The following is a 23,822-nucleotide window of genomic DNA, read 5'->3' as shown; positions in this document are numbered from 1 at the left end:
ACAATGCGCTCGCCCGCTGATGGCGCTGGCGCTGTGACCAGCCGTGAGGTTTTCAGCCCGCGTCTGGTGCGGGCTTTTCGCGCGGCTGCCCGCGCACATGCAGGCCAGCTGCGTAAGGGAACGGACATTCCTTATATAGAGCACCCTTGTGCCGTGATGTATGTAGCCAGTAGGCAGAGTCTGCCTGAAGAGATCCGCGAGGATGTCCTTATAGCCTGCCTGCTTCACGACGTCGTGGAGGACGCCCCAGAGGTACTTCCCGCAGATCGCCTGCGCGCCGAGTTTGGCGAGCGCGTGTGGCGTTTTGTCAGCGAGGTGACGAAGGATGATTCGCTGCCCAGCTGGCAGGATCGAGCTGAGCACTATCTTGCCCGCTTGGAGGGGGCTGAACTCGGTTCCGTTATCGTTGCCGCCTGCGACAAGCTGCATAATCTTTCGGAGATTATCGAGGATCACGGCCTAGTGGGCCCGGAGATTTGGGGGCGCTTCAAGCGCGGGAAAGCATCCCAGCAGTGGTGGTATGGCGAGGTTCTCAACGTCGTCGCCAAGCGCTGCCCGCAACTGGAATTGCTTGATGAGTACCGGCGGAAGTTGGAGATATTGCGATCGCTCTAGACGCGCAACTTGTTGCCGAGTTCCTGGGCGGCATCGGTGACCAGCTTGGCGTATTTTGCCGAGGGAGAGGGGCGGAAGCGCTCCACGGAACCGGAGATGGAAAGCACAGCCAGGAGGTTTCCGCCCGGATCGAATACGGGCGCGGACACTGAAGCGAGCCCCGACTCGCGTTCCTCCATGGATTCGGAATAACCCTTGGTCCGCGCGGCCGAGACATCTTGGGCGCTAAAGGCAGCGCCCGTGGTGTCGACTCCGCCGAAGGCCGCGAAGATTCGCGACGCTGAGCCGGAGGTAAGCGGGAGTTGGCGGCCGACCGGAACCACGTTGTGGAGGCCGGACTCCGGCTCGCGGGAGGCAATGCAGGTGCGGAACTTGCCAGATTGTTGGTACAGCTGGATGGACTCGCCCGTGGTGGCCAGCATTCTATCCATGACGGGGCCGGCGGCCTCGAGGAGGTGGCTGCGGTTGCCGGGTAGTGCCGGGCCAGCGCCCCATTTGCCCTCGGGGGTGCGGGTGAGGATGCGGTGGGCCTCAAGCGCGGTGGCAAGGCGGTGGGCGGTGGCGCGTGGCAGCCCGGTGGCCTCGCAGAGCTCGTTGAGGCTGGACGGCCGGTTCGCGGCGGTCATCATGATCGCCACGGCTCGGTCAAGTACCTTGATTCCGGAAACTGCGCTATACTCTCCCATACAGTGAAATCTACGTCCCAATTTATGAGATTTCAAGTGGAGTGAATAACTATGAGCGAAAACCTAACCCTAGCCGAGAAAGTCTGGCGCGATCATATCGTGAAGAAAGGGGAGAACGGTGCACCCGATCTCCTCTACATCGACTTTCAACTTCTGCACGAAGTTACCAGCCCGCAGGCTTTCGACGGCCTGCGCATGACCGGGCGCAGCATGCGCCACCCCGAACTGCACCTGGCCACCGAGGATCACAATGTCCCCACCCTGGGCATTAAGACCGGAAACCTGCTGGAAATCAAAGACGAGATTTCGCGCACGCAGGTCTCTACCCTGCGCAAGAATTGCGCGGAGTTTGGCGTGCGCCTGCACTCTATGGGGGATGCCCAGCAGGGCATCGTCCACACCGTCGGACCGCAGCTGGGTATCACCCAGCCCGGCATGACCATTGTCTGCGGTGATTCCCATACCTCGACGCACGGGGCCTTTGGCTCCATTGCCATGGGCATTGGCACCTCCGAGGTCGAGCACGTCATGGCCACGCAGACGCTGTCCCTTAAGCCTTTCAAGACCATGGCCATAGAGGTCACCGGCGAACTGGGCCCAGGGGTCTCCGCCAAGGACCTCATCCTGGCCATCATCGCCAAGATTGGCACCGGCGGCGGCCAGGGCCACATCATCGAATATCGAGGCGAGGCCATCCGCAAGATGTCGATGGAAGCCCGCATGACCATCTGCAACATGTCCATCGAGGCAGGCGCTCGCGCCGGCATGGTCGCCCCAGACCAGACCACCTTTGACTACGTGGAGGGCCGCGAGTTTGCGCCGAAGGGCGCGGACTGGGGCGCGGCGGTGGATTATTGGAAGACCCTGCCCACCGACGAAGGTGCGGTCTTTGACACCGTGGTAGAGATTGACGGCTCCGCGCTGACGCCTTTTGTGACCTGGGGTACCAACCCGGGTCAGGGCTTGCCGCTGGGAGCGAACGTGCCTGATCCAGAGGACTTTGCGGACGATAACGCCAAGGAAGCCACGCGCAAGGCGCTTGAGTACATGGATCTCAAGCCCGGCACACCGTTGCGTGACATTGCCATCGATACCGTATTCCTCGGTTCGTGCACCAATGCCCGCATCGAGGATCTGCGCGCCGCTGCCGAGGTAGTCAAGGGCCGCGCCATCGCAGAGAACACCCGCATGATCGTCGTGCCTTCTTCCGCCGTGGTTAAGGAAGAAGCTGAGGAAGAAGGCTTGGATGAGATCTTCCGCGCCTTCGGCGCCGAGTGGCGTACTGCCGGGTGCTCGATGTGCCTGGGCATGAACCCGGATCAGCTTAAGCCGGGAGAGCGCTCCGCATCGACGTCTAACCGTAACTTTGAGGGACGACAGGGGCCGGGCGGGCGTACCCACTTGGTTTCGCCTGAGGTCGCCGCAGCTACTGCGGTTACCGGGCACTTGGCCGCCCCGATGGATCTATAAGGAAAGCAGAAGGAGAGAAGAAGACAATGGAGAAATTCGTCACCCACACCGGCGTCGGAGTTCCGCTGCGCGCCTCCAACGTGGATACCGACCAGATCATTCCGGCCCGCTACCTCAAGTCCGTCAAGCGCACAGGCTTTGCAGAGGGCCTATTTTCCAACTGGCGCTCCGATCCGCATTTCATTCTCAACCGAGAGCCCTTCAAGGAAGGTTCCGTGCTCTTTGCCGGGCGGGACTTTGGTACCGGCTCCTCGCGTGAGCACGCGGTGTGGGCGTTGAGTGAATATGGCTTCAAGGCCGTGTTCTCCTCGCGCTTCGCTGATATCTTCCGCGGTAACTCCGGCAAGGCCGGGCTATTGACCGGACTGATGGAACAGGAAGACATCGAGCTCATTTGGAAGCAGCTCGAGGCCGGGGAGACCGAGACCACGGTGGATCTCGATGCCCGCACCGTCAGCGTTGGCAACAGCACCTATAGCTTCGACATCGATGACTACACCCGCTGGCGCCTCATGGAGGGGCTGGATGATATCGGCCTGACCCTGCGCAACGAGGACGCCATCGAGGCCTACGAGGCCAAGCGGCCCTCCTTTAAGCCCGCTGTGCCGCGCGTTTAACGCACTGGCAGGGGGCTGGCTAGATAGTCAGCCCCGGTGAGCTCCCCGCCGTTGAAAGAAAGCACCCACACGGATGCTTTCTTGAACTTGAGTTCTTCCAGATCGACCTTAAGGAAGGGCGGGTTGAGCTCAGCTATTATCCCCGGAATGGTCTCGCCTTGGCTGACAATGACGGGCACACCGCCGCCGCTGGCCACTCGGTCAAAAGCTGCAATTGCTCCCTGCCTGTTATTGGCCCAGGCTTCATCGCCAAAGTTGATATTGACCGCGATATCCATGCCCAGCTCATCAGCCAAGGGGGCTGCGGTTTGCTGGCAACGCTGCGGCTGCGCGGAATAAATTACAGTCGGGTGGAACGGGGCCAACAAGGGCACGAGCATCTCGGCCTGACGGCGTCCCTTCTTATCTAGGGGGCGCAGATCATCGGAACCTTCCCACTTCTTCCGATCATGGGCACGCGCATGGCGGACATAGAGCACCCGCGTCGTGGGAGCTAGGCGCAGGCGCTTCTTAGCCTTGGCCAAGACCTCAGTGTCAACCTCATAAGACAAAAGTTGCGGGGCTTCGTCGATGCCAACCCAGCGCAGCTCGTCCGTCTCGCTGTTTTGGGCAAAGGAACCCTCTAGCACGCGCGCCATCCAGTAGTAAACCACCTTGGTTCGGCCTTGGACGGGATAAGTAATCTTCCCAATGAGCTTGCCTAGACGGACCGAGTAACCGGTTTCCTCGAAGATCTCGCGCGCTGCTGTGGCAGGCAGAGATTCTCCAGGATCTACTTTGCCCTTGGGCAAGGACCAATCGTCATAGTGCGGGCGGTGAATGAGTGCGACCTCGGGGTCATGGGGGTCCCCGCGCCACAGCACGGCACCGGCAGCCAGCGTGGTGCGGGTGAACTCGTGAGCCGGATCCGGCGGGACCTCTTGATGGCGCCCTGAGATGAAGACCTCGGGGCGGGCATCCTTGTCAGTTTCGTGCATGTTCTTTGGGTTCGGGCCCTTGGCCATGGCGCTCCTTGTCGGTGTTTGTTCTCGCCGCCCCATTTTTCTCCGAATCGCGGCATATTGCATCTGCACGCGCCGAAGTGTGGGCACATGCTCGACAATAGCTAGTTTCGCTGCCCCAATAAGCCTGCATGCTTTAATGGGGGACGGACATTGTGAGAATCGACATTGTGAGAATCAAAACGTGAGGGCGTGAGCACTAGATGTTAAAAGTGGCAGTGATGGGTGCAGGTTCATGGGGAACGACCCTGGCTAAGGTCTTTGCAGATGCCGGAAACAATGTCACCTTGTGGGCTCGGCGTCCCGAGCTGGCTGCTGCCATCAATGACACACATTGCAACGTGGACTACCTGCCGGATTTTCAGCTTCCTAGCACCATTTCAGCAACCACGGATCCGGGCGCAGCTTTGGAGAGTGCAGAGATTGTGATCTTCGGCGTGCCTTCACAGACGCTGCGTTCCAACCTCGAACAGTGGGCGGGAATGCTCCCACCCGATGCCACCTTGGTCTCTATTTCGAAGGGTATTGAGACTTCGACTCTGCAGCGTATGAGTGAGGTTATCGCGGATGTGACGGGCGCAGAAGCCTCGCGCATCGCCGTGTTGTCTGGCCCCAACCTCGCGAAGGAAATCATCGAGGAGCAGCCCGCGGCAACAGTCATCGCCTGCCCCGACGAAAGGCGCGCACGCCAGGTCCAAACGGCCGTGGCTACCGCGTATCTGCGGCCCTATACCAACGTCGATGTGGTTGGCGCTGAGATCGGCGGAGCGTGCAAGAATGTCATTGCACTGGCCTGCGGCATGGCCGCGGGCAAGGGGTTGGGCAACAACACTCTGGCCACGGTCATCACTCGCGGGCTGGCGGAGATTACCCGTTTGGGAGTGGCCCTTGGCGCCGAGCCTTTTACCTTTTCCGGGTTGGCGGGTCTAGGGGACCTGGTGGCAACGTGCAATTCCACGCTCTCACGCAATCGCACCTTCGGCTACCGTCTCGGTCAAGGCGGCACCCTAGAAGAGGCCACCGCGGCGACGCATGGACAGGTTGCCGAGGGAGTCATTTCCTCGGAGTCCGTGTTCAGGCTGGCGCGCACCGCTGGGGTGGAGATGCCGATTACCGAGGCGGTCTTTGGCGTGTGCCATCGCGGGGTCAAGGTCGACGATATGGTGGTTGCTTTGATGGGTCGCACCAAGAAGGCGGAGTAGCGCCGGGGTAGAGTTGAAGGCCATGAACTCAAAGATCCGCGTGGCCGTCATCTACGGTGGCCGAAGCACCGAGCATTCCGTATCCTGCGTGTCGGCGGGGGCCATCATGGCCAACCTTGACCCCGCCAAATACGAGATCATCCCGATCGGGATCACCAAGGACGGCGCTTGGACGCAGGGCGTCACCAGTGGACTTGAGATCCACAACCGCATGCTGCCTGAGGTAGCAATGGGCGATGAGCTCACCCTCTCCCTCAACCCTGCGACTAAAGGCACGTTCTATAACCTCAGCAAAGGTGGCGTGCACGCGCAAGTAGACGTTATCCTGCCGGTGTTGCACGGGCCATTCGGGGAGGATGGCACCATCCAGGGTCTTTTTGAGCTCTCCGGCGTGCCCTACGCGGGCGCGGGCGTTCTCGCCTCCGCCGCCTCCATGGACAAGGAGTACACCAAGAAGCTGCTCGCAGCTGAAGGCATTCCGGTGGCTGCCCAGGTCGTGCTCACTGGTGCGCGCGAACTGCAAGAGGAAGAAAAGCACAGCCTAGGGCTGCCGGTTTTTGTTAAGCCGGCCCGTGGTGGCTCCTCCATTGGTGTCTCGCGGGTGAGTGACTGGAGCGAACTTGCCGCTGCCCTTGACGTGGCCTTTGCCACCGATAGCAAGGTCCTCATCGAGCCAGAGATTGTGGGACAAGAGGTAGAGATCGGGGTGCTCCAGTACGCTGATGGTTCCTTGCTGGCCTCGGAGCCGGCCCTGCTGGCTGGCATCGCAGACTCGGAAGACGGTTTCTACAGCTTCGACACCAAGTACTTGGATGATGTAGTCACGGCGCAGATCCCAGCTCCGCTGGAGCCTGCGGTGACACTCGAGATCAAAGAGATGGCGCTAGAGGCATTCCGCGCGCTCGATTGCGCGGGTCTTTCGCGCGTCGACTTCTTTGTCACCGAGTCCGGCGCCATAGTCAACGAAGTCAACACCTTCCCAGGATTCACCCCGATTTCGATGTACCCACAGGTGCTGGCGCATTCCGGAGTGGAGTACACCCGCCTGCTGGATTGCCTCATCGAGCAGGCGCTGGGCTCCGCAGCTTAAGCCTCCTGGGCCGGGGTATGCGCAGAGAGCACGTCGCTCAGGCGCACGAGCGCAGACCCAGCTGCATCCTGCGGCGCATGGAGCGCTAGATCGTCTGCGCGCCCGAGGGCGAACCAAGTTCCTGCAGTGGTGCCCTCACCCAAGGTCGTATCCTCGAACCAGGGAACGTCATTGACCTGCTGTAGCTGTACACCAGCGCGGTAGTTCTCCGGAGAGGCAATGCCGCAGCGCACGACGATCTCTTCACGCCCAGGCGCCGACCACACGAAGGTATTCTTCTCGTTGATGTCCGTGCGCCGTTGATAGCCATCGGCCACAGAATCCGGCAGATTATCTTCCAGTTCGCTGCACATCGCATCTGGGCCCGCTGCAAGCTGCGACAGAGGGGCGGGCGCTGGGCTCGGGCTGCGCGAGTCAAGCTTGTCTAGCGCCGAATCGAGGCCAGAGGGGCGTGCATCATCAAAGGTGGTGACCGCGAGGGTAGGGAAGTGATCGGTGTTGTACCAGGTTGTCAGGGTAGATCCCGGCGTCACATCGCTGACCTCCAGCCAGCGGCTCCCGTCAATGTCCTGCGGCTGGGAGTAGGAAGTATATTGCAGGGGCAAATCCACCCCGCACCGCAAAGTGACCTCATCCGTAGACGTCGATGCCCAGGCTGCCACGCCGGCTGGCACAGGCTCAGCCACCTCGGCCCGGGGGTGTCCCATGAAATCGCTGGGAAGTGCATCGACGGCGCCGGAGCACTGGGGAGAATCGGCGAAGTCTGACTTGATGGGGGAGATGGCGACAGGTGCCTTGGCCGTGTTTTCAAAGACGAACTTAGCGCCGAAAATTACCCCAAAGACTAACGCAATCGAGAGCCCAAGTGAGATATAGATTGCGGTGCGATTAAATTGGGTAGTCATAAGCGCTAATAATATCGAAAGGTCACCCGTGCACTTAACTCGAACTCTCGCGGAAGCGGGGGAACACGAAGTCATCGGAGAGATCATCGCCGCCGCTCCCAGCGCCCTCAACGGCGACGATGCCGCGGTCATGTACCCGGCGCCACCCAATTCGCGCACCGTGGCGGCCACGGACATGATGATTGAGGGTCGGCACTTCCGGCGCGAATGGTCCACCGCCAACGAGGTAGGTCAAAAGGCCATCCTTCGTAATTTCGCTGATATTGAGGCGATGGGGGCCCGTCCCACCGCGGCACTGCTAGCGATTGCCGCCCCGGATGACACCCCGGTGTCTTTCGTGCGCGGAATCGCCCAGGGCATCGCCGAGCGCTGCGCTAGCTACAACGCGGAGCTCGTGGGCGGGGACCTCACCCGCGCGGATGAGCTTATCGTCAACGTCATGGCCATTGGCTCTCTCGGAGGGAGCCGCCCGCCGCTCGTTCTCGACGGCGCTCGCGTGGGCCAGAAAGTCGTCGCACACGGCAAGATCGGCTACTCCGCCGCAGGCCTGGCCCTCCTTCAGCGCTTCGGTCGCGCCCTTCCGTCCGAACATGAGGACCTGTGGCCGCTTATCGACGCCCACTGTGCACCCTGGCTCAAACCCGGCCGGGGCGTTATCGCCCGCGCGGCCGGCGCGACCGCCATGACCGATAACTCCGATGGGCTTGTTCCTGACGTGGGCACGATAGCGCGGCGTTCAGGAGTACACATCGACCTGGACTCTGCGGCAATAGCCCCAGACCCGCTCCTTAATGCCGCGGCAGCGCTGCTTGAGGTCGACCCCTGGGAATGGGTTCTAAGCGGCGGCGAGGACCATACCCTGGTGGGCACCACCCACAAGGAGGCACCGGCGGGCTTTCGCGTCATCGGAAGTGTTCAACGCGGTGGGGGAATCACCGTCGACGAGCACCAACCCGCCTATTGGCACGGTTGGGTGGGCTTTTAAATGAAACCGAGCTACCACCCCTCCTGGGAACCCATACTCGGACCGGTGCTAGAGCAGCACTGGCCGCATATTGAGAAAGAACTGGCTGCCGGCGACTTCCTTCCGGCACCGGCAGACGTCTTTCGGGCCTTCACCCTGCCACGTGACGAGGTTCGGGTACTCATCGTTGGCCAAGATCCCTATCCCACCCCGGGACACCCCATGGGCATGGCCTTCTCCACCCAACCCGGCGTGCGCCCTCCGCGTTCCTTGGTTAACATCTACCGCGAGCTCTACGAAGACATCAAGGTTCCCAGCCGCGAGGACGGAGACCTCAGCGCTTGGCAAAAACAGGGAGTCATGTTGCTCAACAGGGTGCTCACCGTAGCCCCGGGTAAACCCGGTTCCCACCGCGGACTGGGCTGGCAGCCTGTAACAGAGGCCGCCATTCGCTCCCTCAACCGCCGCCCGATGGTGGCAATCCTATGGGGAAGGGACGCCCAAGCCTGTGCAAAGTTCTTGCCAGATGTGCCCTGCATTGAGTCCCCGCATCCCTCGCCCCTGTCCGCCAGCCGTGGCTTCTTTGGCTCCCGACCTTTCTCCCGCGCCAATGCGCTCTTGGTTGACCAAGGTGCGCGCCCAGTGGACTGGCGCTTGTAAGGTAGTTCTCATGTCTTTTCCCCCAGCATTAGATGCTCGCGGCCTGCACAATTGGGCCAATCGCACGGTTGGAGAGCTCTCCCTGCGCCGCGCCGAGATCAATGCACTCAATGTATTCCCCGTCCCCGACGCCGATACCGGTTCGAATATGGCTCACACCATGGAGGCCGCGGTTGCAGAGGCAGACAAGGGCGGCGACGTAGCCGAGGCCTTGGCAGTAGGATCGGTACGCGGCGCCCGGGGTAACTCTGGCATGGTGCTCTCCCAGGTGTTGCGTGGGGTGGCGGATGCCACCGTGGACTCTGTTGTGGACGGTCCCGTCTTGGCGCAAGCACTAACCCTGGCAGTATCGCTGGTTGATCGTGCCATCGCGCAACCGGTCGAGGGCACCGTCATCACCGTTCTGCGCGCTGCTGCCGACGCCGCCACACGGGCAACGGAGATTCCCGGAGCGCGCCTGTACGATATCGCCGCAGCGGCTCTCGAGGCCGCCCGTGACGCCCTCGAGAAAACGCCCTCTCAGCTGCCCATCCTGCGCGAAGCCGGAGTGGTAGACGCCGGCGGAACGGGGCTTGTCATCTTCCTCGAGTGCCTCATTGCCGAGCTCGAAGGGGCACAGGTGCGCGAGGGAGAAACCGAGCTGGAGAAATCCCCGGAGCTTGAAGTGGTCTTCTTCTTCGAAGAAGGCGACCTCAAGGAACTCGAACGGCAGATTGCTTCGTTGGGAAATAGCTTGGTTATAGCGCGTGCCACCGAGGATTCAGCCAGCGTACACATCCACACCCGGCGCGCCGGGTTCCTCATCGAGACGGCTTTTGGCTTGGGTAAGGTTTCCGGGCTACACCTTGAAGTATTGCCAGAGGTGCCCGAGGTCGCCGCCACGGTTGCGCCTCGTCGAAAGATCTTCGTCGCGGCGGCGCCGGGACCGATAGCGGAGCTTTTCAAGTCCATTGGTGCGATTCCTCTTGAGCCCGGGGAGACGCTCGAGGCCAGCGCAGTGCAAGACATCTTCTTGCCCAATGGCAGTGATGCGCGGTGCCCCGGCGCCACGGTAGTCCCCACCGATTCCCTCGTCGCAGGCTTGGCCGCCATCTCGGTCTATGAGCCGGATAACCCCGATACTGCTGCGGTGGTGGAATCGATGACGGATGCTGCACACTCCATGCGCGTAGGCCATCCGGCTGAGGAGAACGAAGATGAGGTAATCTCTACCTGCCGGCGCCTGCTCGAGGGCGGCGGAGAACAGATAACCATCCTGACCTCCTTGCCCCTGGATTCCTCCTCTCTTACCCAGACTTTAGGGGTGCATGTCATGGTGGTGAGCGTGCCGGGGGCTGCCACAGAGATCGGGGTGGAATAAGTTATGCTCGGGTGGCGAGACGAACGCCCCTTGGAAGATGTGCTGCCGGCCAAGGACGCCCACAACATCACCAAGGCGCTGGGCTATCGCACCTGCGGCGAATTGCTCGGGCACTACCCGCGTGACTACATCCGCCACAACAAGGACGTAGGCCTGGGGGATGCCGCCGAAGGCGATATCGTCACGGTTACCGGCATAGTCAGCGCTATTTCCAAGCGTGATACCGGCCGGACCACCATCATCAACGTCCAATTGGATGGAAACATCTCGGCCACCTTCTTCAATGCGCTCTATGTGCTGGGCATGCTCAAGCGCGGGATGCGCGTCATGCTCAGCGGTAAGCTGAAGTTCTTTCGCGGCATAGCCCAGCTGCAACAGCCGGACTTCGTCGTCATCGATGCCTTTGGCCGGCCCTCGGGTGAGCTGGAGCCCTATCTCGTACCGGAGCCGGATTCGCGCCAGCCCAGTGGAAAGCGCTCAAAGAAACAGCAGGCAACAGGCTCTTTGCGCAAGCTATCGCAGTTCGGAAGGCTCGATAAGCTTTTGCTCGAGCGCGAGTGGATTCCCATATACCCGGCAACCTCTACCGTCAGCTCTTGGTATCTCATGGGGGCAATCCACCTCGTATTGTCCAAGACCCCGTCCATCGAGGAGCCGCTCGATATAGACATGATGGTCGGAATGGATCAGGCCTTGCGCGAGGTACATGAGCCTCCAGCGGCTGGGCCGCAGCGCGCCATAGCGCGCCTGAAGTACAACGAGGCGCTTTCCATTGGGCTGGTCATGGCTCTGCGCCACCGCGATGCACAGTCGCGGCAGGCCGTCGCCCTGCCCGCCAGGGAAGAGGGAGCGCGTGCCGAGCTTGTGGCACACTTGCCCTTCGAACTTACTGCGGGGCAGCGGCGAGTCATCGAGGAAATAGACGCAGACCTGTCCCGCACGGTGCCGATGATGCGCCTTTTGCAAGGAGAAGTCGGTTCTGGAAAGACCATGGTTGCCGTCATCGCTATGCTCCAAGCCTGTGACGCCGGAAAGCAGTCAGCCCTGCTGGCCCCGACTGAGGTGTTGGCGGGGCAGCACGCGGCGTCGATAAGCGCTGCGGTACCAGCCGGAGTCAAGGTGGTATTGCTGACTGGGGCGATGCGCGTGGCGGAGAAGCGGCAGGCTTTGCTCGATATCGTCTCTGGTGAAGCCGATATTGTTGTTGGCACCCATGCGCTAATCCAGGACAGCGTGGAGTTCTTCGACCTGGGCCTGGTAGTCGTTGATGAACAGCACCGTTTCGGCGTGGAACAGCGCGACACCCTGCGCGCGAAGACACGTGAAGGCTTGAGCCCCCACGTGTTGGTCATGACGGCGACCCCGATCCCGCGCACCATCGCCATGACGGTATTCGGTGACCTTGAGGTCTCCACCCTGCGCGAGCTGCCAGGGGGCAGGCACCCGATTCAATCCTCGGTGGTGCCAGAATGGCGGCCGGCCTGGGTTATCCGCGCGCTCACGAGGATCCGGGAGGAAGTCGAACACGGCCACCAGGCCTACATTGTCTGCCCTCGCATTGAAGGCGAGGGTGGGGTCCTTGAGGTAGCTGAAGCGCTCTCCCACGGCCCGTTGCGGGGCCTGGAAGTTGGCGTGCTGCACGGAAGAATGAAGGACAAGGATGCCGTGATGAACCGCTTCGCGCGCGGGGAGATCGATGTTTTGGTCTCGACCACCGTCATCGAGGTGGGCGTGGACGTTCCTAATGCCACAGTGATGTTGATTCGAGAGGCGGAGAGCTTCGGGGTCTCGCAGCTGCATCAGTTGCGTGGACGGGTCGGGCGTGGCGGAAACGCCTCAGTGTGCCTGTTTCATACAAATGCTTCCCAAGAGTCTGCCGCCTTTCGGCGCCTGTATGAGATTTCCCAGACCACTTCGGGTTTTGACCTGGCGGAATTGGATCTGCGTCAGCGTCATGAGGGCGATATCTTGGGCACGATGCAATCCGGAACGCACCGCACCTTGCGCCTGCTCAACCTAGCGGAGGACAGAGACATCATTGAGCGCACCCACAAAGATGCCGCAGCCCTTGTCGCCCGCAATCCAGGCCTTGCACGGGAGCTGACGAAGAACCTCAGCGATAGCGAGCAGGAGTTCCTCGAGAAGAACTAACTGCCAGCTGCCAGCCGCGTGATACAGGGGCACCTGCGGGGGCAAGTCGGGGAACCGGTGCATAAGAGTCAGGGGAGTCGGCGATATTCTAGAGAGCATGAAGATTTTCGCGCCTTTTGCGGGCATCGTTCGCTACCACGTCAAGGAGGGAGAAAAAGTCTCCGCCGGAGACATCATCGCGACTGTAGAGGCCACCAAGCTCGAGGCCCCAGTTCATACCCCCGGCCCCGGGGTGGTTACGCAGCTACGCATGGAGCCTTTCAGCGATGTCGTGGGTGGAGATGAACTCGCCACAATCGGGGAGGTCTAAAGATGACGAGGATTATTTCCGGTGCAGCCCGCGGACGGCGCTTGCAGGTGCCGCAGAAAGGCACCCGCCCCACCTCTGATCGCGCGCGCGAAGGACTATTTTCCTCCCTCGAAGCGCGCTGGGGTTTTAATGATTCCCGCGTCCTTGATCTCTTTGCCGGCTCCGGCGCGCTGGGGCTCGAGGCAGCCAGCCGCGGTGCGATCGAGGTCGTTTTGGTCGATGACAATGCCGCAGCCGTCGACATCATCCTGGGCAATATGCGCGTGGTTGGCCACCCTGGCGTCTCGGTAGAGCGCCACAGCGTATTCGATTACTTGGCCCATGCCCCGCAGCGCCATTTTGACCTTGTCCTTGCTGATCCTCCCTATGCTTTTGCACAAGTCGCAGAGCTCATCGCGGCGCTCGAGCCGGTGCTGGCTGATAGCGCCATGGTGGTTATTGAGCGTCCCAGCGATTCCCCCGCGACGCAGTGGCCGGCGGGTTTTGAAGAAACCGGCCAGAAGCTCAAGAAACGCACCTTTGGCATAGCCCGCATGGATATGGCGATTTATCATCGCAGCATTGGCTCGCCGGAGTAGGGGCAGCGTGCATTGAAAGCTGCACGTTTTGAATGCACAGTGATTTAGGAGCACAATGCACTAAAACTGTTATTCCCGCCACGTGTCAGCTCAAGCGGGGCTGAAGATAGGAAAGCAATGACTAAAGCCGTGTGTCCTGGGTCCTTCGATCCGATAACGCTCGGGCACGTAGATATTTTTAACCGTGCCAACGCCATGTTTGATGAGGTAACCGTGGTGGTGACCGGAAACCCAGAGAAGCCTTCCGGGCTCTTTAGCGTCGAGGAGAGGGTCGAGCTCATCCGGCAGGTTGTTCCCGCCGACATTAAGGTTGATTGGTGGGCGGGGCTGCTGGTTGATTACACCACCAAGCATGGCGTGGACACACTGGTCAAGGGCCTGCGCTCCTCCCTGGACTATGAGTACGAGCTGCCCATGGCACAGATGAATAGGCGCCTGTCTGGGGTCGATACGGCCTTCTTGCTCACTGATGAGAAGTATGGCTACATCAGCTCTTCCCTATGCAAGCAGGTGGCCCAATACGGTGGTGATGTCACCGGCATGTTCCCAGATGTAGTCGCCGCGGCGGTCCAAGAAAAGTATCGCGCCAAAGGAACCTACGCATGATGCTCGCCTTGGCCATCCTCGCCATCGTGGTGATGGGTTCTTGCCTGCAGCGCGTCTCGGGGATGGGGCTGGGACTCGTCGGCGGGCCGCTGGCAACCTTGTTGCTCGGCCCAGTCGAGGGAATTATGGTCGTCAACGTCTTGGCGTTTATCAACGCGATTCTGACCACCTATACGGCGCGTCAAGACGTTGATTGGAAAAAGTTTTCCCTCATCGCTCCCGTCATGGTGCTGGGATCGGTTCCCGCGGCGTTGCTCATTACTAAAATCGATACGGCGACGCTGCTCATCATTGTGGGCGGCGCCCTGCTCATCGCCCTGGGGGTGGTCAGCTTCGGGAGAAAGTTCGTACCACCCCTCAACGGAAAAGGGCCGGCGATCTCGGCGGGCATCATTGGCGGATTCACCAATACTTTGGCCGGCGTAGCCGGTCCAGTGGTCACGGTCTACGCGCAAGCAGCGAAGTGGCCACAGCACGTCTATGTCGCGACTCTACAGCCCATCTTCCTGGTGGGCGGTTTGGTCTCCGTGGTGGCCAAACTCTCCGTCGGCGCCGGCGGCTTCGAACACGTCACCTGGCTCATCTGGCCGGCGGGCATCCTCGGCATGTTTATCGGTCTCTTCTTAGGATCTAAGATTGCGCACCGTGTCCCCCGAGAAAAGGCGCGCATTCTCTCATTGAGCGTCGCTGGCCTAGGCGCGCTGAGCGCCTTGATCCGCGGCATCATCACCCTCTAGCCCTCGGGGGCTGAGGCGGGGACTGAGTGGCACGGGGATGACGCCTTCAGCAGCGAGCCTAGCTTAGAGCAGCGAGGAGAGGAATGCCTTCGTGCGCTCATGGCGCGGGTTATCCAAGACCTGCTGGGGAGTGCCCTGCTCGACAACTACGCCGGAGTCCATGAAGAACACCTTGTCGGCGACTTCGCGGGCAAAGCCCATCTCGTGGGTGACCACGAGCATGGTCATGCCGTCTGCAGCAAGATCCCGCATCACGCGCAGAACTTCGCCCACGAGTTCGGGATCGAGGGCGGAGGTAGGCTCGTCGAAAAGCATGAGCTTGGGATCCATCGCGACGGCGCGGGCGATAGCCACGCGCTGTTGCTGCCCTCCCGAAAGTTGAATTGGGTACGCATCCTTCTTGTGGGCTAGACCCACGCGTTCCAGCAATTCCATGGCGTGAGCCTTAGCCTTGGCCACGGGAACCTTCTTGACGTGAACTGGGGCCTCGATGATGTTGTCGAGGACCGTGCGGTGGGGAAAGAGGTTAAAGCTCTGGAAAACCATGCCGATGTCGGCGCGCTGCGCTGCGGCTTCCTTTTCACTAACCTCGTAGAGAACGCCATCTTTCTCGCGGTAGCCGATGAGCTGCCCGTCGACGTAGAGGCGGCCACCCGTTACCTTGTCGAGGTGGTTGACGCAGCGCAGGAAGGTGGATTTGCCGGAGCCGGAAGGCCCGAGCAAGCAGGCCACCTCGCCGCGTTCTACCTCGATGTTGATGCCCTTGAGCACCTCGAGGTCTCCAAAGGACTTGTGCACGTTCTGTGCGGAAATCATGGGTGTGGACATCTACTTCTTAACCTCCGGGATGACGGAAACGTTGCCGGGGATGGACCCCTCGGCGTCGGCAAGCGCAGCGAGCTGGCGGCCCGTGAGCTCCCGTGAGGAGCCGCGCTCATAATAGCGCTCAAGGAAGTGCTGACCCACCATGAAGATCGACGTGATGACGAGGTACCAGGTGGCAGCGACCATGAGCAGCGGAATCGGCTGGAACAAGGCGGCGGCAATATCGGTCGCGCGCCCGAAGATTTCCATGGTGTAGGGGATAGCCACGACCAATGAAGAGGTCTTGAGTAAGGAGATGAACTCGTTGCCAGTGGGAGGAATGATGATGCGCATGGCCTGGGGCAAAACGGTGCGCCGCATGGTCATCCACCAGCTCATTCCCAAAGCCTTGGAAGCTTCCTTCTGGCCTTCCGGAACCGAGGAGATGCCGGAACGCACAATTTCAGCCATGTATGCGGCCTCGTTGAGACCGAGACCGATTACGGCTAGGAAGAAGGCGTTGGTGAGGATTCCCTCGAGGGAGATCTCCGCGAATCCCAAGTTGATGGACTGGTAAAGAGCCGAAAGCAGGCCCCAGAACACAAGCTGGACGTACACCGGGGTACCGCGGAATACCCAGAGGAAGAGCCAAGCGACGCCGCCTAGGACGGGATTGGGGGACATACGCATCACCGCAAGAGCGACGCCGCCGACGACGCCGATGATCATCGCGAGGAAAGTGATGGCGATGGTGTGTAGCGAGGCCATCGCGATACGGGTGTCGAAGAGATATTGGAAGTAGGTCTGCCAACCAAAGGCCTCATTGCGGGCTGCGCCGATGATAAACCACGCGCCGAGCAGGAGCAGTACTGCAGCAAAGACTAGGCGCCAGGGGTGGCGAAGTGGGCGTGCGTGAATGTCCGCGCCGCTCTCCGGAGAGACTGGCTGCTGTGCTCGCGCAGTGCTTCTAGCCGAAGCGCTATTAGACGGTGAGTTATGAGCCATTGATGGGCCTTTCGTTGATCATTGCCTGCTCGACTAGTCCTTGGTCTATGCCCCACTGGGCGAGGATTTCTTGATATTGGCCGGTTTCGATGAGATGTTGGAGAGCCGCCGCAACAGCGGGCCCAAGCTCCGAGTTCTTTGGAACCGCGAAACCATAGGGCGCGGCATGGCTTATTTCCCCGACGGTCTCCAGTCTGTCCTCGGAGCGGTCGACTGCCCACGCAGTCACCGGGGAATCGGCGGAGAACGCATCTGCACGGCCCATCATCACGGCGAGGGCAGCGTTATCCGAGGAGTCATAGGATAAGACAGTGAGATCCCCGCCGCAGGCTTCTCGCTTGGGGCGGACGTCATCGGTCTCGGAGACGGTACTGCGCTGCACCGCAATGGTCAGACCGCAGGGATTGTCGGGGTCAATATCTTTGGTGCTCTTGGAGTATTTGGCCCACTGGATTCCCGCGTAGAGGTGATCGACAAAGTCGAAGCTTTCACGGCGTTCCGCATTGTCGGTAAAGCCCGAGCCGCCCATGTCGATCTGGCCCTGCTGCACGGCCGGCAGAATCATGGCGAAGTCCTGTTCTACAGGCCGGAAGTCCAAGCCAAGAACGTCTGCGACGGCGCGCGCCAAGTCCATCTCTACTCCCACGATATTGCCGGCGGAATCCTTGAACTCGAAAGGTGCAAAAGGCGGGTTCGTGCCCACGGTGAGCACCCCGTCGTCATCGTGATAGAGCGCTGCGATTCCTGGGACCATGTCGGTGTGGGGTTGCTTCCAGCCCTCAGGTAACGCAGATTCCTCGTTGGTGACGCAGCCGGTGAGCGCCAAAGAAGGCACCAAGCACGCGGCTAACACGCCTAACCTCAAGGGCCGAGAACGAACATTCATAAGCTTAACTAGCCTTCTTTTCAATGGTTTTTGCTGCGCGGGCGTCGGCGAAGATGAGCAAGGCCACGACCAGCGCGCCCAAGGCCATGATCGCGAATACAAGTCCCGTGCTGGCATCCTGGTCACTACCGAAGGGCCACAGAGGACGAAGGGATCCCAGCATGAAGCCGGCCATTGCCGCCAAAGTAGGCGTCCGCTTGTGCTCCAGCAGATAGTTCAAGACCTTGACAAACGCGGCGAGTCCGCAGATGGCGCCGAGGAAGAATACGCCGATAATGGCGAAATTACGCTCGGAGACAGCAGTAATAATGGGGGCATATAGCCCCAGCGTCAGCAGGATAAGGGAACCGGAGACTCCCGGCATGATGAGCGCACAGACCGCAATGGCGGCAGCGAAGAAGATGACGATGAAGCTCGGGTTTTCTTTGGGTTCGGAGATATAGCCTGTGAGCAGGAAGAAGCTTATTGCGGCGAGGATGAAAGCGATGATGGCCTGGCGGGAGGTGCGGTCAGCAGCGCTGAGCATCGAGAACGGAACGAAGATGGATACCGCCACCATGCCAAAGAAAAGTGCATTGGAGACCGACACCTGGTTTTCCACAAAGGCGGAGAGGATGGAAGAAAATCCGAAGACAGCGGCGAAAATTCCTACGGCGACTGAGGCCAGAAACCCCCACTCAACCTGCTTGAAACGCCCCGAGATGAGCCAGTTCGCGTTTCTTAGGGCGCGTTCGTAGATGCCGATGATGAGTGCGACGGTGCCTCCAGAGATGCCGGGGACTAGCTCGGCCATGCCGATGATCGCGCCGCGAAGGGCGTTGAGAATATAATGCATATTTCCGAAACTAATAGGTAAATGGGGTCTAAACGGGGTGCCGTGCCGAGCTTTCCTCTCAGATATAGGAACACCGTGCTGAGGGGGACACCCGCCAACCAGCGGTAGCGCTATGAATAATGCCGACCTCGCCCTTGCCCAAACACGGAATGAGACGGGGGGAGAGACTGAGGGAACTATGCAGCGTGCGCACCCGATAGTCCTTTATTGTTTCACCCAACGTCCGAGACTGCAAATATGCATCGACGTGCGGGTTATGCGGAAACCTGCACCTGTTCCTCCGCGCTTTCTGGCACGCTGGCGCCGGTAGGAGGGGTACTCAGCGAGCTTTGAGCAACGACGATGCGGTGCATAGCTGCTTCTAGAGGCCCGCGGCGATAGCGTGCTTTCCACGCCGTCGCCCCCGCCGAGCCAACCACCACGCTCCAGCCCAAGGCGCTCGGGCTCCCCTCGCCTTGCAAGGAAGCCGAGGCGGAGGTGGAGGCGGAGACGGAGGCAGAGCTTTGCGCTGCAGTTTCCGAGGGATCAAAGGGGACGAAAGCCCCATAGACCCACGCCGCTGAGAGGACGTGCGCGACATAGAGCGTCAGCGCCATGGAACCGAAAGCCTTGAAAGAGGTGAGTACGAAGGAAAGACCTCGTACCGCGCCGAGCAGCAGGCACAGGGCGAGAACCAACAGTGAAAAACCCACGCTGGTGGCCTGGTCAATGAGCCCACCGGAGTGCCCGTCCGCGGCCAAGCAGACACTTAAGCCGCTGATGAAGAACTCTGGCAAAGAATCAAGCAGAAGAAAGAGCCTTCCCGTCGTTCCGTAGCCGCCGGAAAAGAAGATATCGAGGACTCCGCGCAGGAATAACCCGTCTGTGGTGAGAACAAGTCCCACTGCGGCGGCTATTGCCTGCCTGCGGCCTGAGTCTAGGAGCATTCTATGTGCGATGATTCCCACGCAGCCATATCCCACCCACGACCACAGGGGAAAGGCTCCGCCGAAAAGTGAGATCCTTTCATTCAAGCCCGGCAGGAGCGCTGGTATCAGCGGACCTAAGAGGAAGACTGCGCCGGCTATCTGTGCGATGCGTGCAGTACCTAAGCGAACGGCGGGGGTCAGGTCCCTGCCTCGTCCACATCAAACGCAACGTCCAACGCGCTACCGGCCTGTATCCAAAATCAACGATGGGCAAAGCACTACGACGACTCTCACTAGAGTTGCTCGCAGTAGAAAACCTAGAACAAGCTGCACAATGGACTGTCAAGCTGCATAAATTCGGGCACACTTTCCACCATCTGCTCAACGAAAAGACCTACATCAAAGACACTCCATACGAGCAGATCCCTACGTCAAAAAGACGCAACAAACGCTGGTGGTACACCCACTACATCCACCGTGGGGCATACACACAGCTACAAAACCTAGCCAAAGACAAGCACCTGTTTACATTTCTGACTGAAAAGACAGACGCCACAAAACTCAAAAGCACCACCAACAGTCTTGAAGGCGGAATCAACTCGCCGATCAAAAAGCTCATGTACGACCACCGCGGGCTACGAGATGAACACCAACGCATCGCCTGCGACTGGTGGCTCTACCTCCACACACAACTGCCTGACGACCCTGTAGAAATCGCCAGGCAGCAAAACTGGGGCAAAGACGCACTCGCCAAAGCAACAATCCTTGCCAACCAGGAGAAACAAGCCACCAACGGCCATGACGACAGCCGACCAGCAACCCTCGACAACGCCATAGACGCTGCCTACAACCACAATATGGGAATCAGAAAAGGCACAATGCGCTAGCCCTCACCAACACAAAATGACCATTACTACGACACGCCGCAAAACAACACATTCTGAGCATTAGCCCGTAGTTGAGGGGATTGACGGAAAAACCCGGCTAACTCAAAAGAGATAACCGGGTGTGTGGTGCCCCTGGTGAGACTCGAACTCACACTGAATGGGTTTTGAATCCATTGCCTCTGCCAATTGGGCTACAGGGGCGCGACTTGGACTGCAAAGGCCTAAAAGCAGACCTCAAATCAAGTCGGTGTCGTAGCGGTGCCGCGACTGGAATGAAGTTTAGCGCAACAATTGTTGCGCTTCCTAATTGGGGTCACATGCGGGCATGTTTCTCCCTGTGGGAAGCAGTTTCCTCGCTCGGCGGAGTGGGCGGTCTAACGCGGCATGGGGGAGTTACCTAAGATGGCTTAAGTGACTTCTACTCAGCCTCGCCTTCTCCTTATTGACGGACACTCCATGGCTTTCCGCGCCTTTTATGCCTTGCCTGCGGAAAACTTCTCGACCTCAGGTGGGCAATATACCAACGCGGTCTATGGCTTCCTTTCCATGCTGGCCAATATCGTGGCAGAGGAAAAGCCAGACTCCATCGCCGTGGCATTCGATGTGGGAAGAAAGACTTTCCGCACTGAGATGTTCCCGGAGTACAAGGCGCAGCGTGAGGCGGCGCCGGAGGAGTTCAAGGGCCAGGTGGACGTGATCCAGGAGATCCTTGAGACCCTGGGCATTACAACCATGTCCCGGGAAAACTTCGAGGCTGATGACATCGTGGCAACGCTTGCCACCGAGGCGGATGCATACGATACCTATATCGTCACCGGCGACCGGGATTACCTTCAGCTGGTCAACGATTCCACGACTGTTCTCTACCCCATGCGCGGGGTCTCCACTCTGCACCGTTTCACGCCGCAGGCAGTGGAGGAAAAGTACGGACTTAGTCCCGCGCAGTATCCGGACTTCGCCGCGCTGCGCGGAGACCCTTCAGATAACCTTCCCTCCGTTCCCAAGGTGGGGGAGAAGACCGCCACCAAGTGGATCCTCGAGTACGGGAGCCTCGATGGTCTCATCGAGCACGCGGAGGACATCAAGGGCGTCGCCGGTCAAAACTTCCGGGATCGCATAGAGCAGGTGAAGATGAATCGCAAGCTCACACAGATGATTACAGATATGGACCTGGAGGCGGGCCCGGACGATCTCGCTTTCAAGGGCGCGCGTGTGAGCGAGGTATCCGCGGAGTTTGACAGGTTGGAGTTCGGCGGGAATCTGCGCGAGCGCATCCTCAATGCCATTCCCCACGACGGGGATACGGAGCCGCAGCCTGCGGCGTTGTCCTCGGAGATCACCGTAGTGGATGAGCCTTTGGCGCAATGGCTGCCTGGCCGTGCCAACGTGGCGGTATTCGTACAGGGTGACGGCCGGCCCGCGCGGGGGGATGCCTCCGCACTCGCGCTTGTCGACGGCGGTTTTAGAGGGCTCCAGTTAGAGCTCGGCGAGCTTTCCGCAGAGGATGACAAGGTCCTGGCGCAGTGGCTGGAATCTGACGCGCCGAAGTACTTCCACGGGGCAAAGTCGGCCTTCCACATGCTTGCTGGTCGCGGTGTGCACCTGCGCGGCATCGCACACGATACCGCCATCGCCGCCTACCTGCTGCGTCCCGGCCAGCGCACCTACGCCCTGGCAGATGTCTATCAGCGCCACCTGCAGAAGACTCTGCCGACTGCCGGTAATCAGCTCTCCTTGCTTGATGAGACTGGGCTGTTAGAGCAGGCTGCGGCGATCATGGAGCTTGCGGGAGCGCTAACGCAGGAGCTGCAGGAGATAGATTCCTTCGAGCTCTACACCGATCTGGAGCTTCCCCTAGTCTCCATCCTTGCGCGCATGGAGGCCACGGGTATCGCCGTTGACGTTGAGATTTTGGAGACTCAGCGGGATGCCTTCATCGAGCAGGTCGCCGAGCAAGAAGCAGCAGCCCGCGAGCTTGCCGGCGATGACTCGCTCAACCTGAATTCGCCGAAGCAGCTGCAAACGGTGCTCTTCGAAACCTTGGACTTGCCCAAGACTAAGAAGACAAAGACGGGATATTCTACGGCCGCTAAGGAGATAGAGCAGCTCGCCGCCGAGCACCCGCATCCTTTCTTGGACCACCTACTGGCTCATCGTGAGTTTCAGAAGATGAAGACCACGCTGGAGGGTCTTATTAAAACGGTGCAGCCGGACGGGCGCATCCACACCACCTTTAATCAGACGGTGGCGTCCACCGGACGTCTATCCTCTACCGATCCGAACCTGCAGAACATTCCCGTGCGCACGGCGGCTGGACGCCAGATCCGCTCTGCTTTCGTGGTGGGCAAGGGCTTTGAAACTCTGCTCACCGCCGACTATTCGCAGATCGAGATGCGCGTCATGGCCCATCTCTCGAAGGATCCAGGGCTCATTGAGGCCTATCGGGAGGGAGAGGATCTTCACAACTACGTCGGATCGAAGGTTTTTGACGTCCCGGTCACGGAGGTCACCCCGGAACTACGCCGCCGTGTTAAGGCCATGTCCTATGGGTTGGTCTATGGGCTTTCAGCCTTTGGGCTTTCGCAGCAGCTTGGCATCCCGGCTCGCGAGGCCAAACAGATCATGGAAAACTACTTCGAGCGCTTCGGTGGGGTGAAGAAGTACCTCGATGAGGTTGTGGTTCAGGCCCGAAAGGACGGATATACCTCGACCGTATTTGGGCGTCGCCGTTATCTACCCGAGCTCAACTCAGACAACCGAGTGGCGCGAGAGAACGCTGAGCGGGCCGCGCTTAATGCGCCCATTCAGGGCACAGCCGCCGATATCATCAAGATTGCCATGATTCGGGTGGACAAGGCTCTCGCAGGGATGAAGTCCCGCGTCTTGCTGCAGGTGCACGATGAACTGGTGGTGGAAGTCTCCCCAGGTGAGCGCGAGGAAGTCAAGGCAATTCTCGAGCGCGAGATGGACTCGGCCATCACCCTCGACGTCCCCCTCGAGGTTTCGACGGGCATGGGAGACAACTGGGATGCCGCCGCGCACTAGGCGGTCCAGTGTTATTCTTCCTTCAGTTCGGGCGGCAGCTTTTCTAGTACGAGGTCTCCGGCGGCCATATCGAAGGGGTGCCTTCCAACCAAGAGCGTGGATACCCCCAGGATGGCGACGATGACGGGTTCCACGAAGCGAAGCCCAGTCACCGAGATGAGGGTGAGGAGCACCCAGCTGTTGCGAATAGCGGCTGGGCGCCAACCGTGGGGCCCAATGATCTCCAGGCGCAGGGACCATTTGCCGAGTGTGGTGTGCTTCGTTGCCTCGAAGCCCACGCGATAGATGTAGAAAACGAGCGCGAAGGAGACGATATCGTAGATCGCACCGCTTCGGCCGTTAAGCTCCACGCCTGCTAGGTGTAGCAACCAACGTAAAACTACGATGACGGCGGCCGCCAAGAAGGCATCTATCCACCAGGCCACGGCGCGGCGCAGGCTCAGCTTGAATCTCTCCCAGAACATGGAACTCACCTTAACCTTTTGACGTGAGTGAACTCG

23 protein-coding genes, 1 tRNA gene and 1 pseudogene are annotated in these 23,822 nt (G+C 60.1%); 15 read left to right on the top strand and 10 right to left on the bottom strand.

Going from position 1 to position 23,822, the window contains the following annotated elements; translation table 11 throughout:
* Positions 1 to 3: 3 nt before the first annotated feature.
* A complete protein-coding gene (locus B2696_RS03265; RefSeq protein ID WP_286953868.1) occupies positions 4 to 615 on the top strand; it encodes an HD domain-containing protein in 612 nt (203 codons plus the stop codon).
* Here B2696_RS03265 and B2696_RS03260 read toward each other — a convergent pair.
* Positions 612 to 1,301 carry an IclR family transcriptional regulator gene (locus B2696_RS03260; RefSeq protein ID WP_075729708.1) on the bottom strand — a complete coding sequence of 230 codons (690 nt, stop codon included), beginning with the start codon at positions 1,299 to 1,301 and terminating at the stop codon, positions 612 to 614. The two genes, B2696_RS03265 and B2696_RS03260, sit on opposite strands and share 4 nt — an antisense overlap.
* A gap of 51 nt (positions 1,302 to 1,352) precedes the next feature.
* Here B2696_RS03260 and leuC point away from each other — a divergent pair, with 51 nt between their 5' ends.
* Together leuC and leuD are read left to right on the top strand one after the other, a co-directional pair.
* A complete protein-coding gene (gene leuC / locus B2696_RS03255) occupies positions 1,353 to 2,771 on the top strand; it encodes a 3-isopropylmalate dehydratase large subunit (RefSeq protein ID WP_286953865.1) in 1,419 nt (472 codons plus the stop codon).
* A 26-nt stretch (positions 2,772 to 2,797) separates the two neighbouring features.
* A complete protein-coding gene (leuD, locus tag B2696_RS03250; RefSeq protein WP_286953863.1) occupies positions 2,798 to 3,388 on the top strand; it encodes a 3-isopropylmalate dehydratase small subunit in 591 nt (196 codons plus the stop codon).
* Here leuD and B2696_RS03245 read toward each other — a convergent pair.
* The gene (locus B2696_RS03245) at positions 3,385 to 4,392 is read right to left on the bottom strand and encodes an NUDIX hydrolase (protein ID WP_286953860.1); all 1,008 of its coding nucleotides are present in this window, start codon (positions 4,390 to 4,392) and stop codon (positions 3,385 to 3,387) included. The two genes, leuD and B2696_RS03245, sit on opposite strands and share 4 nt — an antisense overlap.
* 200 nt (positions 4,393 to 4,592) lie before the next feature.
* On the opposite strand from B2696_RS03245, the gene B2696_RS03240 reads away from it, so the two are divergent.
* Both B2696_RS03240 and B2696_RS03235 read left to right on the top strand, forming a co-directional pair.
* Positions 4,593 to 5,591, top strand: a complete 999-nt coding sequence (locus B2696_RS03240; protein WP_286953859.1) for an NAD(P)H-dependent glycerol-3-phosphate dehydrogenase — start codon at positions 4,593 to 4,595, stop codon at positions 5,589 to 5,591.
* 22 nt (positions 5,592 to 5,613) lie between these two features.
* Positions 5,614 to 6,681: a D-alanine--D-alanine ligase family protein gene (locus B2696_RS03235; RefSeq protein ID WP_075729712.1), complete on the top strand. Its 1,068-nt coding sequence runs from the start codon at positions 5,614 to 5,616 to the stop codon at positions 6,679 to 6,681.
* Here the strand turns inward: B2696_RS03235 and B2696_RS03230 are convergent.
* Positions 6,678 to 7,586, bottom strand: coding sequence for a DUF3515 domain-containing protein (locus B2696_RS03230; RefSeq protein WP_286953858.1), 909 nt, complete (start codon positions 7,584 to 7,586; stop codon positions 6,678 to 6,680). The genes B2696_RS03235 and B2696_RS03230 overlap by 4 nt on opposite strands.
* Positions 7,587 to 7,614: 28 nt before the next feature.
* Between B2696_RS03230 and B2696_RS03225 the strand changes: the two genes are divergently transcribed.
* From B2696_RS03225 to B2696_RS03190, 8 genes are all read left to right on the top strand, one after another.
* Positions 7,615 to 8,571: a thiamine-phosphate kinase gene (locus tag B2696_RS03225; RefSeq protein WP_286953857.1), complete on the top strand. Its 957-nt coding sequence runs from the start codon at positions 7,615 to 7,617 to the stop codon at positions 8,569 to 8,571.
* A complete protein-coding gene (locus B2696_RS03220; RefSeq protein ID WP_075729714.1) occupies positions 8,572 to 9,210 on the top strand; it encodes a uracil-DNA glycosylase in 639 nt (212 codons plus the stop codon).
* Positions 9,211 to 9,220: 10 nt separating this feature from the next.
* The gene (locus tag B2696_RS03215) at positions 9,221 to 10,570 is read left to right on the top strand and encodes a DAK2 domain-containing protein (protein ID WP_286953855.1); all 1,350 of its coding nucleotides are present in this window, start codon (positions 9,221 to 9,223) and stop codon (positions 10,568 to 10,570) included.
* A 3-nt stretch (positions 10,571 to 10,573) separates the two neighbouring features.
* Positions 10,574 to 12,721 (top strand): ATP-dependent DNA helicase RecG, encoded by a 2,148-nt coding sequence (locus B2696_RS03210; protein ID WP_286953854.1) that lies wholly within the window; start codon positions 10,574 to 10,576, stop codon positions 12,719 to 12,721.
* Between the two features lie 97 nt (positions 12,722 to 12,818).
* Positions 12,819 to 13,031: an acetyl-CoA carboxylase biotin carboxyl carrier protein subunit gene (locus B2696_RS03205; RefSeq protein WP_286953852.1), complete on the top strand. Its 213-nt coding sequence runs from the start codon at positions 12,819 to 12,821 to the stop codon at positions 13,029 to 13,031.
* Positions 13,032 to 13,033: 2 nt separating this feature from the next.
* Positions 13,034 to 13,609 carry a 16S rRNA (guanine(966)-N(2))-methyltransferase RsmD gene (gene rsmD, locus B2696_RS03200; RefSeq protein WP_286953851.1) on the top strand — a complete coding sequence of 192 codons (576 nt, stop codon included), beginning with the start codon at positions 13,034 to 13,036 and terminating at the stop codon, positions 13,607 to 13,609.
* 117 nt (positions 13,610 to 13,726) lie between these two features.
* Complete coding sequence (gene coaD / locus B2696_RS03195) at positions 13,727 to 14,215, top strand: pantetheine-phosphate adenylyltransferase (RefSeq protein WP_075729719.1); 489 nt, start codon at positions 13,727 to 13,729, stop codon at positions 14,213 to 14,215.
* Complete coding sequence (locus B2696_RS03190; protein WP_075729720.1) at positions 14,212 to 14,952, top strand: sulfite exporter TauE/SafE family protein; 741 nt, start codon at positions 14,212 to 14,214, stop codon at positions 14,950 to 14,952. The genes coaD and B2696_RS03190 overlap by 4 nt, the downstream gene beginning before the upstream one ends.
* Positions 14,953 to 15,015: 63 nt before the next feature.
* Here the strand turns inward: B2696_RS03190 and B2696_RS03185 are convergent, their stop codons facing one another.
* The 5 genes from B2696_RS03185 to B2696_RS03165 all read right to left on the bottom strand — a co-directional run bounded on the left by B2696_RS03185 (position 15,016) and on the right by B2696_RS03165 (position 19,495).
* Entirely contained in the window at positions 15,016 to 15,780 is a 765-nt protein-coding gene (locus B2696_RS03185) for an amino acid ABC transporter ATP-binding protein (RefSeq protein WP_276622371.1), read from the bottom strand.
* On the bottom strand, positions 15,781 to 16,761 hold the full coding sequence (locus B2696_RS03180; protein WP_286953850.1) for an amino acid ABC transporter permease: 981 nt from the start codon (positions 16,759 to 16,761) through the stop codon (positions 15,781 to 15,783).
* The gene (locus B2696_RS03175; protein WP_286953849.1) at positions 16,751 to 17,647 is read right to left on the bottom strand and encodes an ABC transporter substrate-binding protein; all 897 of its coding nucleotides are present in this window, start codon (positions 17,645 to 17,647) and stop codon (positions 16,751 to 16,753) included. The genes B2696_RS03180 and B2696_RS03175 overlap by 11 nt, the downstream gene beginning before the upstream one ends.
* 4 nt (positions 17,648 to 17,651) lie before the next feature.
* On the bottom strand, positions 17,652 to 18,482 hold the full coding sequence (locus tag B2696_RS03170; RefSeq protein WP_075729724.1) for a DUF368 domain-containing protein: 831 nt from the start codon (positions 18,480 to 18,482) through the stop codon (positions 17,652 to 17,654).
* A gap of 254 nt (positions 18,483 to 18,736) precedes the next feature.
* The gene (locus tag B2696_RS03165; RefSeq protein WP_286953848.1) at positions 18,737 to 19,495 is read right to left on the bottom strand and encodes a hypothetical protein; all 759 of its coding nucleotides are present in this window, start codon (positions 19,493 to 19,495) and stop codon (positions 18,737 to 18,739) included.
* Between the two features lie 101 nt (positions 19,496 to 19,596).
* Between B2696_RS03165 and B2696_RS03160 the strand changes: the two are divergent.
* Positions 19,597 to 20,277 (top strand): annotated as a pseudogene (locus tag B2696_RS03160) (IS256 family transposase); the annotation flags it as partial.
* 124 nt (positions 20,278 to 20,401) lie between these two features.
* On the opposite strand, the gene B2696_RS03155 reads toward B2696_RS03160, so the two are convergent.
* Positions 20,402 to 20,478 (bottom strand) — tRNA-Leu (locus B2696_RS03155).
* Between the two features lie 255 nt (positions 20,479 to 20,733).
* On the opposite strand from B2696_RS03155, the gene polA reads away from it, so the two are divergent.
* On the top strand, positions 20,734 to 23,322 hold the full coding sequence (polA, locus tag B2696_RS03150; RefSeq protein ID WP_376778875.1) for a DNA polymerase I: 2,589 nt from the start codon (positions 20,734 to 20,736) through the stop codon (positions 23,320 to 23,322).
* A gap of 11 nt (positions 23,323 to 23,333) precedes the next feature.
* Here the strand turns inward: polA and B2696_RS03145 are convergent, their stop codons facing one another.
* On the bottom strand, positions 23,334 to 23,786 hold the full coding sequence (locus tag B2696_RS03145) for an RDD family protein (protein ID WP_276622649.1): 453 nt from the start codon (positions 23,784 to 23,786) through the stop codon (positions 23,334 to 23,336).
* Between the last annotated feature and the right edge of the window lie 36 nt (positions 23,787 to 23,822).

Origin of the sequence: Corynebacterium sp. UBA4397, from assembly GCF_002390965.1 — a bacterium.
GTDB classification, from domain to species: Bacteria; Actinomycetota; Actinomycetes; order Mycobacteriales; family Mycobacteriaceae; genus Corynebacterium; species Corynebacterium flavescens.
The sequence above is the reverse complement of the archived record's forward strand: the minus strand, read 5'-3'. Positions and strand labels throughout refer to the sequence as shown.

Bases quoted from the DNA above. Each gene is read 5' to 3' on its own strand.
- B2696_RS03265 (WP_286953868.1), top strand. From the start codon at position 4: ATGCGCTCGCCCGCTGATGGCGCTGGCGCTGTGACCAGCCGTGAGGTT.
- B2696_RS03260 (WP_075729708.1), bottom strand. From the start codon at position 1,301: ATGGGAGAGTATAGCGCAGTTTCCGGAATCAAGGTACTTGACCGAGCC.
- leuC (WP_286953865.1), top strand. From the start codon at position 1,353: ATGAGCGAAAACCTAACCCTAGCCGAGAAAGTCTGGCGCGATCATATC.
- leuD (WP_286953863.1), top strand. From the start codon at position 2,798: ATGGAGAAATTCGTCACCCACACCGGCGTCGGAGTTCCGCTGCGCGCC.
- B2696_RS03245 (WP_286953860.1), bottom strand. From the start codon at position 4,392: ATGGCCAAGGGCCCGAACCCAAAGAACATGCACGAAACTGACAAGGAT.
- B2696_RS03240 (WP_286953859.1), top strand. From the start codon at position 4,593: ATGTTAAAAGTGGCAGTGATGGGTGCAGGTTCATGGGGAACGACCCTG.
- B2696_RS03235 (WP_075729712.1), top strand. From the start codon at position 5,614: ATGAACTCAAAGATCCGCGTGGCCGTCATCTACGGTGGCCGAAGCACC.
- B2696_RS03230 (WP_286953858.1), bottom strand. From the start codon at position 7,586: ATGACTACCCAATTTAATCGCACCGCAATCTATATCTCACTTGGGCTC.
- B2696_RS03220 (WP_075729714.1), top strand. From the start codon at position 8,572: ATGAAACCGAGCTACCACCCCTCCTGGGAACCCATACTCGGACCGGTG.
- B2696_RS03215 (WP_286953855.1), top strand. From the start codon at position 9,221: ATGTCTTTTCCCCCAGCATTAGATGCTCGCGGCCTGCACAATTGGGCC.
- B2696_RS03210 (WP_286953854.1), top strand. From the start codon at position 10,574: ATGCTCGGGTGGCGAGACGAACGCCCCTTGGAAGATGTGCTGCCGGCC.
- B2696_RS03205 (WP_286953852.1), top strand. From the start codon at position 12,819: ATGAAGATTTTCGCGCCTTTTGCGGGCATCGTTCGCTACCACGTCAAG.
- rsmD (WP_286953851.1), top strand. From the start codon at position 13,034: ATGACGAGGATTATTTCCGGTGCAGCCCGCGGACGGCGCTTGCAGGTG.
- coaD (WP_075729719.1), top strand. From the start codon at position 13,727: ATGACTAAAGCCGTGTGTCCTGGGTCCTTCGATCCGATAACGCTCGGG.
- B2696_RS03190 (WP_075729720.1), top strand. From the start codon at position 14,212: ATGATGCTCGCCTTGGCCATCCTCGCCATCGTGGTGATGGGTTCTTGC.
- B2696_RS03185 (WP_276622371.1), bottom strand. From the start codon at position 15,780: ATGTCCACACCCATGATTTCCGCACAGAACGTGCACAAGTCCTTTGGA.
- B2696_RS03180 (WP_286953850.1), bottom strand. From the start codon at position 16,761: ATGGCTCATAACTCACCGTCTAATAGCGCTTCGGCTAGAAGCACTGCG.
- B2696_RS03175 (WP_286953849.1), bottom strand. From the start codon at position 17,647: ATGAATGTTCGTTCTCGGCCCTTGAGGTTAGGCGTGTTAGCCGCGTGC.
- B2696_RS03170 (WP_075729724.1), bottom strand. From the start codon at position 18,482: ATGCATTATATTCTCAACGCCCTTCGCGGCGCGATCATCGGCATGGCC.
- polA (WP_376778875.1), top strand. From the start codon at position 20,734: ATGGCTTTCCGCGCCTTTTATGCCTTGCCTGCGGAAAACTTCTCGACC.
- B2696_RS03145 (WP_276622649.1), bottom strand. From the start codon at position 23,786: ATGTTCTGGGAGAGATTCAAGCTGAGCCTGCGCCGCGCCGTGGCCTGG.